Origin of the sequence: Streptomyces sp. CA-243310, assembly GCF_050936775.1 — a bacterium.
Taxonomy (GTDB): domain Bacteria; phylum Actinomycetota; class Actinomycetes; order Streptomycetales; family Streptomycetaceae; genus Streptomyces.
This window is the reverse complement of record NZ_JBNJMF010000001.1, coordinates 1,256,928-1,270,084: the sequence shown is the minus strand read 5'-3', so window position 1 is coordinate 1,270,084 and position 13,157 is coordinate 1,256,928. Positions and strand designations below refer to the sequence as shown.

Sequence of the window (13,157 nt, the reverse complement as noted above, 5' to 3'; positions counted from 1 at the left end):
GGGAGTACAGGCACATGAGCAAGCAGACCATCCTCGGCCGTGTCACCCAGCTCGCGAAGGCGAACATCAACGCGCTGCTGGACCAGGCGGAGGACCCGCAGAAGATGCTGGACCAGCTGATCCGGGACTACACGAACAACATCTCGGAGGCGGAGCAGGCCGTCGCCACGACGATCGGCAACCTGCGGATGCTGGAGGCGGACCACAAGGAGGACGTGGAGGCGGCCTCGGAGTGGGGCGGGAAGGCGCTCGCGGCGAGCCGGAAGGCGGACGAACTGCGTGCGGCCGGATCGGCGCAGGACGCGGACCGCTTCGACAACCTCGCCAAGGTGGCCCTCGGCCGGCAGCTGCAGTCGGAGAGGGAGGCGAAGACGGCGGAGCCGACGATCGCCGCCCAGACGGAGGTCGTCGGCAAGCTGAAGTCCGGGCTGGACTCGATGCGGAACAAGCTGACCGAGCTGACGTCGAAGCGCGACGAGCTGGTGGCCCGCGCCAAGACCGCGCAGGCGCAGAACACGATGATGGACGCGGTGAAGAACATCGACGTCATGGACCCCACCAGTGACCTGAACCGTTTCGAGGACAAGGTCAGGCGCGAGGAGGCCATGGCGCTGGGCAAGCAGGAACTGGCCGCGTCCTCGCTGGACGCCCAGTTCGAGTCCCTGGACGACCTCGGCAAGACCTCGGAGATCGAGGCCCGCCTGGCCGCGCTCAAGACCGGCGGGGGCGGCCGGGCCGCCTAGGTGTATTGCCCTGTGAGGTTGGGGACGGGGCGGGCCGGACCCGTTCCCGCGCCGGTGACCCGTTCCCGGGGCCGGCGCGGGATCAGCCGTGCGCGCGGGGTCAGCCGTACATGTCCAGCAGCTGTTCCGCGGACAGTTCCGCCGGCCCGCCGGTTCCGCCGCCCGGCAGGGGCAGCTCGAACCACACCGTCTTGCCGCGGTGGGTGCGGCGGGTGCCCCAGCCGGCCGACAGCAGGCCGACGAGTTGCAGACCGCGACCGCCCTCGTCGGTGTCCCGGGCGCGGCGGCGGCGCGGCTGGGCGAGGTTGGCGTCCCACACCTCGCAGACCAGGGTGCGGTCCAGCAGCAGGCGCAGCCGGATCTCCCCCTCCCCGTAGCGCAGGGCGTTCGTGACGAGTTCGCTCACAAGGAGTTCCGTGGTGTCCAGGAGCCCTTCCAGCCCCCAGGCGGGCAACTTCGCCCGCGCGAGTTCCCGTGCGCGGCCCACCGAGCGGGCCTCCCTCGGGAGCTGCCAGTCACCGACCGCGTCCACGGGCAGTCCCTGGACCCGGGCCATCAACAGGGCGATGTCGTCCTCCCCGTGCCGGGTGTGCAGCGTGTTCAGCACGTGGTCGCAGACCTCCTCCAGGGGGCGCGACGGGTCCGCGACGGCCTCCCGCAACCCCCTCAGGCCCTCCTCCAGCGGATGGTCCCGGGACTCGACGAGTCCGTCCGTGTAGAGGGCCAGCATGGCGCCCTCGGGGAGTTCGATCTCCACCTCCTCGAAGGGTTCGCCGCCGACGCCCAGGGGCATCCCCGGGGGGATCTCCAGCAGCAGCCCGGGGCGCGGCGGCGCGCCCTCCTCGGCCGGTTCCACCAGCACCGGCGGCATGTGGCCGGCGTTGGCGATGGTGCAGCGCCGCGTGACCGGGTCGTAGACGGCGTAGACGCAGGTGGCCAGGTAGACCTCCGAGCGGTCCGCGTCCCGCGAGTGCAGGGCGGCCCGGGAGGCCTGCTGGGATCCGCCGGGCGCCCCGAGTCCGCGCGCGACCTCGTCCAGGGCGCTGAGCACCTCGGCCGGTTCGAGGTCCAGGAGGGCCAGGGTCCTTACGGCGGTGCGCAGTTCGCCCATGGCCACGGCGGCCCGCAGCCCCCGGCCCATGACGTCGCCGACGACGAGCGCCGTGCGGTGGCCGGGCAGTTCTATGACGTCGAACCAGTCGCCGCCGACCTCGGTGGCCGCGTTGCCGGGCAGGTAGCGGCAGGCGATGTCCAGGCCGGCCGCCTCCGGGTCGCCGGGGGGCAGCAGGCTGCGTTGCAGCATCAGCGCCCGTTCGTGCTCGCGCCGGTACAGCCGCGCGTTGTCGATGCACACGGCGGCCCGCGCGGTCAGTTCCACGGCCACCGCCCGATCCCGTTCGCCGAACGGTTCGCTGCCCTTGGTGCGGGAGAACTGGGCCAGGCCGACCACCGTGTCGTGCGCGACCAGCGGCACGACCAGCGTGGACTGCACCAGGTCGTCGGAGCCGCCGCCCTCGATGAGGCGCGTGCGCGCCGTCCGCAGGGCCAGCGCCCCGGGCGAGGCCGCCGGATAGCGGTGGATCTCCCCCACGGCGACCGACGCGCCCGACCCCGACCCCAGGGCGTCGGACACGGCGGAGGCGAACGCCACCCGGCGCAGGGGTGCCGATGGCGCCCGTCCGGTCCCCTGCCCGGGCAGGGAGGGCACCCCCGGGCCCTGCGGCCGGGCGGGGCGGTCGTCGTCGCCGAGCAGCAGCCCCTGGTAGAGGTCGACGGAGGCCAGGTCACAGAAGCCGGGGACGGTGACGTCGAGGAGTTCCCGGGCGGTGGTCTCCAGGTCCAGGGAGTTCCCGATGCGGTGTCCGGCCTCGTTGAGCAGGGCCAGGTTGCGCCGTACGCCGGCGGCCTCGCGGGCGGCGAGGTGCCGACGGGTGACGTCGACGCCGATGCCGGCGACACCGATGGGGCGTCCGGTGCCGCCGTGGACGCGGTAGAGGTTGATGGCCCAGTGGCGGTTGTCCCGGCTGCGCGGGGTGGCTCCGGTGATCCGCAGGTCGGTGACGGATTCGCCGGTCTCCAGCACGCGGCGCAGGGCGTCGGACATCCGGTCCGCCTCGTGGGCCGGGAGGTAGTCGTGGACCGTCCGGCCCCGGTGTTCCTCGACGGCTCCGCCGAAGACGGTCGCGAAGCGGCGATTGGCGCGCTGCACGGTGAGGTCGGTGCCGAAGAGCAGGAAGCCGAAAGGAGATTGACCGAATATCGCCTGTGAGGCCGCCAGATCGGATTCGATGCGTCGCAGCGCGCGCACGTCGACGACGACGCACAGTGCGGCCCGCTCGGCGGTCTCGGTCCGTGTGGGCATCACGTAGATCTCGGCGACGCCGTGCGCGCCGTCGCCACCGGGGATGCGGAAGGGGATGAGGCCCGTCCATTCCTCGCCGTCGAGGATCTCCGCGACCTTGCGGTGTCCTCCGGCGCGCAGCTCGGGCGGCATGAAGGCGTCGACCGGGTCGCGGCCGACCGCCTGGGCGGGTGTCAGCCCGAACAGTTCCTCGGCGCGCAGGCTCCACTGATCGATGAGCCCGTCCGGGCCGATCGAGAAGGACGCGACCTTTATGTAGTCATATATCGAGCCAGGCGGGCTGCTGTGCCACAGGGCGTCGTGCCACGTCGCCCCGGACACTCGGGCCTGATGTGCCTGCGCAGGTATCTCGCTCACGCGACCGTCCCCTCCAGCTCACCGCAACCGGACCGGCCATGACCGAAGTATTCAGCACCACGGCCCCGGCCCGCATGGCGTTCACGATCACAAAAAGGTCCCGACTGTTTCGAGCCACCTCCGGTGATCGCCGGCCACCCTTCCCTTTGTTACTCACCAGGAAGTGCCAACTCGAACCACACAGTCTTGCCCGACTTCCCGTGCCGGGTCCCCCAACGCTGCGCCGAGACGGACACCAGGTGCAGCCCGCGCCCCCCTTCGTCCTCCGGCGTGGCGACGCGCTCCCGGGGCGGGTCCGGAAGCGGATCGGAAACCTCCACGAGAAGTGCCGGACTCGCGGGCGCGTCCTCGGCGGCCGAATCGCGTCGTTCGAGCCGGACCCCGATGGGGCCGGAGGCGTAGCGCAGGGAATTGGTGACGAGCTCGCTGACCAGCAGGACGGTCACGTCTCCGACGGAGTCCAGGCCCCAGGCCCGGAGCTTGCCGCGCACGGCGTGACGGGCGGTGCGCACGCTGCCGGGTTCGGCGGGGAAGGCCCACTCGGCGCATTCACCGTCTGTGTCGATCACGCCGATCACTTCCCGGGCCGGGACGACCCCAGTCGGATTCAGCAGGGACGATAGGGGGACGAGATGAAGATGAGATGTGATTAATAGCGACATACCCGATATTCAGGGCGTCGTACCACTCCTTTCCCCTGCGCCGGCCCGGCGTGGCGCATACGGCCTACAGCTCAAGCCTCACAGACCGAGGACCCGGTCGCCCGGCGAGCCGTCCGCGCGCCCGCCCGATCAGAGCGCGCGTGCGCCGGTCGGTCCGTCCGCCGGTCCGCGCGCCGGTCCGTCCGCCCGGTCGGGGGACGCGCGCAGTCGGCGTCCGATCTCCTCGACCGCCGGGCGGTCCTGGTCGAGCCAGTCCACGGAGTCCAGCTCGTCCGGCCGGAGCCAGCGCAGTTCGTCGTGGTCCTCCAGCGGGGCCGGCTCCCCGGACAGCAGTCCGGCGGTCCACACGTGCAGGACCAGGTCGGGGCGCAACGGCCACTCCCCCGGGAGGCGCTCCAGCGCCTCGGCCTCCACGCCCAGCTCCTCGCGCAGTTCGCGCACCAGGGCCTCGGGGACGGACTCGCCCGGTTCGGTCTTGCCGCCCGGGAGCTCCCACCGGCCGGCCAGCTCGGGCGGCGCGCTGCGGCGGGCGGCCAGCAGGCGCCCGTCACGACAAAGGGCCCCGCCCACGACCACTCGTACAGTCATGGACGGAGCCTATGCCAGTGCGTCGACGGCCCGACGCTCAGTTCCTCGTGGTGGCCTGGCTGCCCTGAGCCACCCGCTCGACCCAGTAGAGCTGCTTGTGCGCTCGGTCGTCGAGGCTGTCGATGACCTTCTGGGCCTCGGCCCGGGTGGGGTACCGGCCCACCCGGTAGCGGTTGCCGTTGTCGTCCTGACGTATGACCAGCCACGGGAGCAGGGCACCGCTGTCGTTCATCGCGTTTCACCCTCCGCCGATGTACCTGCCCGGGAAACCGCATTGCGCATATGCCCGAGCTTACGCCCGACCTTTACTGAGCGGATACGGTTTTTCACGAAGAGGTACCTCACAGGCGTACGCATCCGGCCATGCGTACGGGTGCGCCGTGCGACCCGGCTCAGATCCGGCGCACGACCGGCATCGGAAGCGCCACCGCACCCCCGGCCGCCCCCTCCTTCGCGCCCTTGCGGCAGACGTCCCCGCAGGTCGCGTCGAGGGAGCAGCAGAGCGAGCAGATCGGCCCGGATTGGACGGGACAATCGGCGATGTCGGGGAGTTCGTACGCCGTCTCGCAGACGGAACAGGTGTGCGTGGCGGTGATGTCCGGGACCTCGACGCCGGGGCCGTTCACCCCGTTCGGCCTGGCCAGGTAGTACTTGCCCCTGGTCGTCCAGGCGATCAACGGGCAGAGCACGAGGGACAGTCCGGCGGCGATGAAGGTCGAGAAGGCTTCGGGACCGGTCCCGAAGAGCCCGAAGAACGCAAGGATCGAGACGGTCGAGGCGATCACCATCGCGCCGAAACCCGCCGGGTTGACCGCGTACAGATAGGCGCGCTTGAACTCGATGCAGGGCGGGCTGAGTCCGAGTCGCTTGTTGATGACGAGGTCGGCCGCGACGGCGACGATCCAGGCGATGCCGACGTTGGAGTAGAAGCCCAGCAGCTTGCCGAGCATGGAGAACATGTCCAGCTCCATCAGCGTCAGCGCGATGCCGAGGTTGAGGAAGATGTACCAGACCCGGCCCGGGTGGCGGTGGGTGACGCGGGAGAAGAAGTTCGACCAGGACAGCGAACCGCTGTAGGCGTTGGTGACGTTGATCTTGATCTGGGAGACGATCACGAACAGCGCGGCGGCCGGCAGGGCGAATCCGCCGAGCCACGGTCGCAGGGCCTCGATCTGCGGGGCGATCGGCTCCAGGGCGTGGGTCGTGCCGACCGCTTCGAGCGCGACGAAGGCGAGGAACGCGCCGCCGAGCTGCTTGGCCGCGCCGATGATCACCCAGCCGGGACCGGCCGCGAGGACGGCCAGGTTCCACCGGCGGCTGTTGGCCGGGGTCTTGGCGGGCATGAACCGCAGGTAGTCGGCCTGTTCCCCGATCTGCGCGATGAGCGAGAGCGCGATGCCCGTCCCGAAGCCGAAGCCGATCCAGGAGAAGCCGGAGCCGGCGCCCTCGGTGCCGCCGAAGTCGGCGAACGCACCCCAGGAGCCGGGGGCGTGGAAGGCGAGCACGAGGAAGGGCAGCACGAGCCCGATCAACCAGACGGGCTGGGTCCAGGCCTGGACCTTGGCGAGGGCGCCCATGCCCTTGAAGACGATCGGGATCACGATGAGCGTGGTGATCAGGTACCCGACCTGGAGCGGCAGGCCGACGGCCTGGTGCATGGCCTGGGCCATGATCGAGCCTTCGAGGGCGAAGAAGATGAAGGTGAAGGAGGCGTAGATGAGCGAGGTGAGGGTGGATCCGAAGTACCCGAAGCCCGCGCCGCGCGTCACCAGGTCCATGTCCAGGCCGTACGTGGCGCAGGCGCGGGCGATCGGGATGCCGGTGAGGAAGATGACGGTGGCGGCGGCCAGGATCGCGGCGAGTCCGCTGGTGAATCCGTAGGCGAAGACGATGGAGGCGCCGATGGCGAAGTCGGCGAGGTACGCGATCCCGCCGAGCGCCGTGCCGGCGACGGTGCCGGGGCTCCAGCGGCGGAACGCGTGCGGGGCGTAGCGGAGGGAGTAGTCCTCGCGGCTCTCGTCGGCGGCGAGTCTGGCGTAGCTCCGACGGGGCGGCGACTGCGGGGGCGCGGCGGTCTCGGTCATACTGCCGGACGGTAGGGCCGACATGTGACCCCCCGTCACACGGCGGCGTTGCCCGGGGGTTACGCCCCGGGCTCTCAGGTCACCGCCCGGTTAACGGTCCGGTACCGGCTGTCCGCCTTCCGGTGCCGCCTCCGGGCCCCTCGACCGGCGGCCTCTGGCTCCGCCCCCGGCCCGGTCGCCGAACCTGCCGGTCACCGCACCGGCAGGTGGTAGGCCAGGCGGTAGCGGTCCGCCGGGACCACGACGTCGGCGGTCTCCACGGCCAGCCCGGAGGCGAAGTAGGTGCGGCTCACCACCAGCACCACGTGCCCGGGCACCCCGCCCAGGGAGAGGATCTCCTCCGCGAGACCGGGCCGCGCCCCGACCTCCTCCACCACGTTGTCCACGACGACGTCGATCGCGGCCATCCGGTCCACCACCCCGGACCCGCCCAACGGGCCCTCCTCCGGCAGCATCACGGGCGTCCGACCGGTGACGGCCAGCGGCTCCCAGGAGGTCGACAGCATCATCGCCTCCCCCGCGTCGCGGAAGACGTACCGGGTGCGCATGACCCGGTCCCCCGGCTCGATGCCCAGTCGCGCCGCGATGTCGGCCGAGGCCTCCGTCTGCTCGCTGCCGGACTCCCAGGTGCCGCGGGCGCCCGACTCCGCCTGCTCCTGCCGGAAGGGCGTGGAGGCGCCCCCCGTGCGGTAGCCGGAGCGGGCGACCCGCCGGGGCACGAGCTGTTCGCGAACGTACGTACCGGATCCGGACCGGCCCTCGACGAGCCCCTCCGCCATGAGGACCTTGCGCGCCTCCAGCGCCACGGTGTCGGAGACCCCGTACTCCTCGCGGATCCGGGCTTGCGAGGGGAGCCGGGCATGCGGGGGCAGGGACCCATCGACGATCTTTTGTCGCAGATCCCCGGCGACGCGCAGATAGGCCGGCTGCTCACCGAAAGTCACTGGCCACTCCCATCAGGTTGACAGACAGCTACACCCTGGCAACCGACGGTTGTGCACCGCAAGCAAGGGCCAGAGTTTCACTCGAAGTGATGAAGCCAGCTCACTCAAACCCGTTACCGCGCGTTACACGGAAGCCCTCAGGTCGACTCCCGCGACGGACCCCTCGAATCCTCGACCCCCGGGTCCGCCAACCAGTCCGGAACGCGCGTCGAAAGCCCGTACGCCCCGCGCAGTTCCTTCTCCGTGTCGACGTCGAGCGACCACACCGCCCGGTCCCACGCCTCGTCGAAGTCGGCTGGCTTCGTCGCCCTCGCCGCGCGCTGCCACTCCTTGCGCGCCGCCTCGACCTCCCCCAGTTGCGCGCCCGCCGCGGCGCCGACCCCGGGCCGCCCCGAGACGCGTCGCAACAGCGCGGCCTGCGCGGCGAGCGCCGTGTCGACCTCCCGGGCCCAGGCGCGGCACTCGGACAGCGCCTCTTCGGGACCGCCCTCCGGTTGGCGCGCGAAGGCCTTGTCGACCCCGTTCATCGCCCGCAGGAACTCCACCTGCTCCGGTGTCAGCATCCCGGCATCCTTGCGCAGGCTGCCCCGGTGTTCCTCACTCGACGTGCCGATGACGCACAGCAGACGCCGGTCACCCTCGCGCCACAGCGCGCGCGTCGGGACGAAGTAGTACATCTCGGCATAGGCGGGCACTGCCCACGTGTCCATCGCGTACGCGTCCTGCGCCTCCCAGCAGAGGTCCGTCGCGGTGGACTCCAGTTCCTCGTCGCCCGGGAAGGGGCCGTCGTCCAGGAGGGTCGAGGAGGTCACCTCGGCGTGGTGCGCCTCCGTGCAGTCGACCGCGCGGACGAAGGGGGACTGCTTCAGGAGATCGCCGCCCGGGACGTTGAAGCAGTCGCCCGGCGTCATGTCGTCGATGGCGGTCCGGGAGCCCTCCACGTCGTCGCGCGCGACCACCGAGGAGTCCGGGAACCGGGAGAAGGAGTCCGCGTACTGCTGCGTGACGAAGGCCGCGACCACGGTCATCACCACGGAGACGACCAGGCCCACGACGGCCAGCGCCCTGCCGCGCTCCCGCTTCCGCGCGATCTGCACCAGCGCCACGACGCCGAAGACGATGCCCAGCGGCGGCAGGCAGAGCAGGCCGACCAGCAGCGAGGCGAGGGCGAAGCCGTTCAGCGCCGGCGGCCCCTGGGGCGGGGGCGGGCCCCACAGGGCCTGCGAGGAGGGCGGGGCCCACGGATTGGCCGGACCGGTGGGAGGGGTCGGCGGGGGCGGGTAGGTCACGAGGCGTGGTGCTCCATCACAAGGGCGCGAACGAATGCGCGAATAGTACGCAGCGGGGGCGACCGCCCTGTGGTCGCCCCCGCGGTTCATCGCACGGCCGCACGGGTCTCCCCGCACGGCCCGCCCCTCCTCAGGGGCGCCCGGTCAGAACTGCAGCGCCCAGGAGTCGATCTTCCCCGTGTCCGCGCCCGCGAGGTCCGCGACGCGGAGCTTCCAGACGCCGTTGGCGACCTCGGAGGAGGCGTTCACGGTGAAGGTCTGGACGATGTCGTCCGCGCTGCCGCCGGTGCGGTTGCGCAGGTTGTAGACGGTGCCGTCGGGGGCGACGAGGTCGACCTTGAGGTCACCGACGTAGGTGTGCTTGATGTCCACCGGCACGCCGAGGGTGGCCGGGGCGTTGCCGGAGATCCCGCTGACGGTGATCGGCGACTCGACGGTGGAGTTGTCGTTGATCGCGTGGTCGGTCAGGTTCTCGAAGCGGGTGCCCGGGTTCGGCGGGGTGGTGGAGTTCCCCACGTTCAGCAGGCGGTTCGGGGAGCCGCTGCCGGCGCCGGTGACCACGTTCGGGGTGGCGGCGGCCACCAGGCCGGCCGAGACCTGCGCCGGGGTGCTCGCCGGGTTCTGCGACAGGTACAGGGCCGCGGCGCCCGCCACGTGCGGCGAGGCCATCGAGGTGCCGGAGATGGTGTTCGTGGCGGTGTCCCCGGTGCCCCACGAGGAGGTGATCGAGGAGCCCGGCGCGAAGAGGTCGAGGACGGAGCCGTGGTTGGAGTAGCTCGCCTTCGCGTCGGTGTTGGTGGTGGCGCCGACCGTGATCGCCTCGGCGACGCGCGCCGGGGACTTGGTGCTCGCGTCGGTGGACTCGTTGCCGGCCGCGACGGCGTAGGTGATGCCGGCCGCGATCGAGTTGCGGACGGCGGTGTCGAGGGCGGAGTCGGCGCCGCCGCCGAGCGACATGTTGGCCACGGCCGGCTTGACGGCGTTGCGGGTCACCCAGTCGATGCCGGCGACGACCTGCGCCGTGGTGCCCGAGCCCTGGTTGTTGAGGACGCGAACGCCGACGATCCTGGCCTTCTTGGCGACCCCGTACGCCGTGCCGCCGACGGTGCCGGCGACGTGGGTGCCGTGGCCGTGACCGTCCTGGGCGGTGTTGTCGTTGTCGATGGCGTCGTAGCCGTAGGAGGCGCGGCCACCGAAGTCGGTGTGCGAGATCCGGACGCCGGTGTCGATGACGTACGCCGTGACGCCCTCGCCGGCCTTGTCCGGGTACGTGTAGCTGTTGTCGAGCGGGAGCGCCCGCTGATCGATGCGGTCCAGCCCCCACGACGGCGGGTTGGGCTGGGTGGCGTCGACGGTGAAGGTGCGGTTCTGGACGACGGACTTGACCGCCGGGTCGGCGGCGAGCTTCCTGGCCTGCGCCTCGGAGACCTCGACGGAGTAGCCGTTGAGGGCGGCGCTGTAGGTCCGGTCGATCCTGGCCCCGTACCGCTCGGCGACGGCCTTCCCGCTGTCCGCGGTGGAGCGGGCGGCCGAGTCGTTCAAGGTCACGATGTAGCTGCCGGGGACGGCGCCCGCGGCGCCGGCGTTCTCGATGACGCCCCGGGGGCCGTCCGCCGCCGAGGCGGGTAACGCGGCGGCGGCGGCGAGCACGAGGGCCACGACGGCTGTGGCGCTGATGCCGGCGATCTTCCGGCGGGTGTGACGCATCACGGACATGTGAGGGGTCCTCCTCATAGGTGGTGCGCTGCGGGGGGTGCGGTGCGTGGGTGCGATGCGGTGTGGGTGTGGGTGTGGCGGTACGGGTGCAGGGGGCGTTACGGGTGTGGCGGGACACGCGTGGAACAGGGCCCGGAAAGGCATGGCCATGACAAGCCGCCGAGTCGAACGGACCGTCGCCTCCGAAAGGTTGACCCACCCTCTCGCCATCCCACAAGAGGGCAACGGACGCGTAACATCCGTGCCATACAACGGCCATGAAAGAGCAAAGGCGTACCGCACATGACGCACGCACTGCCTGGTTACGTCTGCCCCGACGACGGCACCCGTGCCGACGTCCGCACGGCGCCGTGGTGCTGCCCGGTGTGCGCCGGACCCTGGGACCTCGACTTCACACCCGATCCGGCCGGCCCGCTGGAACCGTCGGCCGGGCCCAACTCGCTGTGGCGCTACGGCGCCGCGCTCCCCCTGCCGGGGGCGTTCTCCGTCACCCTCGCGGAGGGCAACACTCCGCTCGTTCCGCTCGTGGAGCGGATTCACGCCAAACTCGACTTCCTGATGCCCACGCTGTCCTTCAAGGACCGGGGCGCGGTCATGCTCGTGGAACTGGCCCGGCGACTGGGGCCGGAGCGCGTCATCGCCGACAGCAGCGGCAACGCCGGAACGTCCGTCGCGGCCTACTGCGCCCGCGCCGGCCTGAGTTGTGAAGTTTTCGTGCCCGAGGGCACCTCGGAGAAGAAGACCGCGCAGATGCGGGCGCACGGGGCGACCGTCCGAGTGGTGTCGGGCGGCCGCGAGGCCACCGCCGAGGCCGCCCGGGCGGTGGCGGACGAGCCGGGGGTCTTCTACGCGAGCCACGTCTTCAACCCGTACTTCCTCCAGGGAACCAAGACGTACGCGTACGAGGTCTGGGAGGAGCTGGGCGGCCGGCTGCCGGAGGCCCTGGTGGTCCCCGTGGGCAACGGCACCCTGCTGCTCGGGGCCGCGCTGGCCGCGGAGGAGCTGGCCCGGCGCGGGGTACGGCCGCCCGCCCTCATCGCGGTGCAGGCACAGGAGGTGTCCCCGCTGGCGGCAGCCTTCCACGCGGGCGCCGAGGAAGCCGCCCCGGTGCCGCAACGGCCCACTCTGGCCGAGGGGATCGCCATCCCGGCGCCGCCGCGCGCCCGGCAGATCCTCGCGGCGGTCCGCAAGTCCGGCGGGACCTTCGTGACGGTGTCGGAGGAACGGCTGCGGGCGGCCCAGCGGGACCTGGCGGCGCGGGGCCTGTTCGTCGAGCCGACGGCGGCGGCCTGCTGGGCGGCCGTCGCGCCGGGCGCCCCCTCGGACCCGCTCCAGGGCCGTACGGCGGTCGTCCCCCTCTGCGGCGCGGGCGCCAAGACGGGCCTGGCCCCCTGACCGCCCGACCGTTACCCCGCCCGGCCGGGCCGCCACGCGGCCGTTACGCCGCCCGGCCGTGCCTGCCGGGCATCGTGGCGGAAATTCGCCGGCCGCCGACCGGCCCGGCTGCTGGACTGGCCCCATGAACGACACCCTCGATCCCGCCCGCCGGGCCGCCCAGGTCGCCCGTGCCACCGCCTTCGCCGGCCTGCACACCCCCGCCGCCCCCCTCGCCCTGGCCAACGCCTGGGACGTGGCCGGTGCCCGTCTCGTCGAGGCGGCCGGCGGGGCCGCCGTCGCCACCACCAGCGCCGGGGTCGCCTGGTCCCTCGGCGCGCCCGACGGGGACGCCCTGGCCCGGGACCGCGCCCTGGACCTCGTCGCCCGGGTCGCCGCCGCCGTGTCGGTGCCCGTCACCGCGGACATCGAGGGCGGCTTCGGCACCGACCCCGCCGGGGTGGCGGAGACCGTGGCCGGGGTACTGGCCGCCGGCGCGGTCGGGATCAACATCGAGGACGGACACCGGGCGCCCGCCGATCACGCGGAGCGGCTGGCCGCGGCCCGCGCCGCCGCCGAGACGGCGGGCGTCCCGCTCTACGTCAACGCCCGCGTGGACACGTACCTCTTCGGCCTCGGGGAACCGGGTGGCCGGCTCGACGAGACCCTGAGGCGCGCCGCCGCCTACCTGGAGGCCGGGGCCACCGGAATCTTCGTCCCCGGTGTCACCGATCCCGCCACCGTCGCCGAGCTCGCCAAGGGCATCGGCGCCCCGCTCAACGTCCTCGTCGGCCCGGGCGCCCCCTCGGTGGCGGAACTCGGCGCCCTCGGCGTCGCCCGGGTCTCCCTCGGGTCGTGGGTGGCCGAGGCGGCGTACGCCGTCGTCCGCCGCGCCGCGGAGGAGCTGCTCCGGGAGGGCACGTACACCTCCCTCGCCGGGTCCCTCCCCTACGGCGAGTTGAACGCCCTGCTCAAGGGCTGAGCGCCGGGCCGGGACCGGGGGCCGGACTCGGGACCGGGGCCGGGGGGCAGGGTTCG

The 13,157-nt window shown here is 72.3% G+C and carries 11 protein-coding genes; 3 read left to right on the top strand and 8 right to left on the bottom strand.

The window, feature by feature from the left end:
• Positions 1–14 precede the first annotated feature (14 nt).
• Positions 15–743, top strand: a complete 729-nt coding sequence (locus tag ACQEVM_RS06075; RefSeq protein WP_433075831.1) for a PspA/IM30 family protein — start codon at positions 15–17, stop codon at positions 741–743.
• A gap of 100 nt (positions 744–843) precedes the next feature.
• Here ACQEVM_RS06075 and ACQEVM_RS06070 read toward each other — a convergent pair whose 3' ends face one another.
• The 8 genes from ACQEVM_RS06070 to ACQEVM_RS06035 form a co-directional block, all read right to left on the bottom strand.
• Positions 844–3,462, bottom strand: coding sequence for a SpoIIE family protein phosphatase (locus ACQEVM_RS06070; protein ID WP_433075829.1), 2,619 nt, complete (start codon positions 3,460–3,462; stop codon positions 844–846).
• A gap of 149 nt (positions 3,463–3,611) precedes the next feature.
• Positions 3,612–4,040: an ATP-binding protein gene (locus tag ACQEVM_RS06065; protein WP_433075827.1), complete on the bottom strand. Its 429-nt coding sequence runs from the start codon at positions 4,038–4,040 to the stop codon at positions 3,612–3,614.
• Positions 4,041–4,253: 213 nt separating this feature from the next.
• Complete coding sequence (locus ACQEVM_RS06060) at positions 4,254–4,712, bottom strand: (deoxy)nucleoside triphosphate pyrophosphohydrolase (protein ID WP_433075825.1); 459 nt, start codon at positions 4,710–4,712, stop codon at positions 4,254–4,256.
• A gap of 37 nt (positions 4,713–4,749) precedes the next feature.
• Complete coding sequence (locus ACQEVM_RS06055; RefSeq protein WP_433075823.1) at positions 4,750–4,944, bottom strand: SPOR domain-containing protein; 195 nt, start codon at positions 4,942–4,944, stop codon at positions 4,750–4,752.
• 160 nt (positions 4,945–5,104) lie between these two features.
• Positions 5,105–6,796 (bottom strand): purine-cytosine permease family protein, encoded by a 1,692-nt coding sequence (locus ACQEVM_RS06050; RefSeq protein ID WP_433075821.1) that lies wholly within the window; start codon positions 6,794–6,796, stop codon positions 5,105–5,107.
• A gap of 191 nt (positions 6,797–6,987) precedes the next feature.
• Entirely contained in the window at positions 6,988–7,740 is a 753-nt protein-coding gene (locus tag ACQEVM_RS06045) for a GntR family transcriptional regulator (RefSeq protein WP_433075819.1), read from the bottom strand.
• Between the two features lie 137 nt (positions 7,741–7,877).
• Positions 7,878–9,029, bottom strand: coding sequence for a DUF4190 domain-containing protein (locus ACQEVM_RS06040; RefSeq protein WP_433075817.1), 1,152 nt, complete (start codon positions 9,027–9,029; stop codon positions 7,878–7,880).
• A gap of 144 nt (positions 9,030–9,173) precedes the next feature.
• Entirely contained in the window at positions 9,174–10,745 is a 1,572-nt protein-coding gene (locus ACQEVM_RS06035; RefSeq protein WP_433075815.1) for a S8 family peptidase, read from the bottom strand.
• Between the two features lie 282 nt (positions 10,746–11,027).
• On the opposite strand from ACQEVM_RS06035, the gene ACQEVM_RS06030 reads away from it, so the two are divergent.
• Positions 11,028–12,140 (top strand): pyridoxal-phosphate dependent enzyme, encoded by a 1,113-nt coding sequence (locus ACQEVM_RS06030; RefSeq protein WP_433075813.1) that lies wholly within the window; start codon positions 11,028–11,030, stop codon positions 12,138–12,140.
• Between the two features lie 124 nt (positions 12,141–12,264).
• Complete coding sequence (locus ACQEVM_RS06025) at positions 12,265–13,101, top strand: isocitrate lyase/PEP mutase family protein (protein WP_433075811.1); 837 nt, start codon at positions 12,265–12,267, stop codon at positions 13,099–13,101.
• Positions 13,102–13,157: the final 56 nt, after the last annotated feature.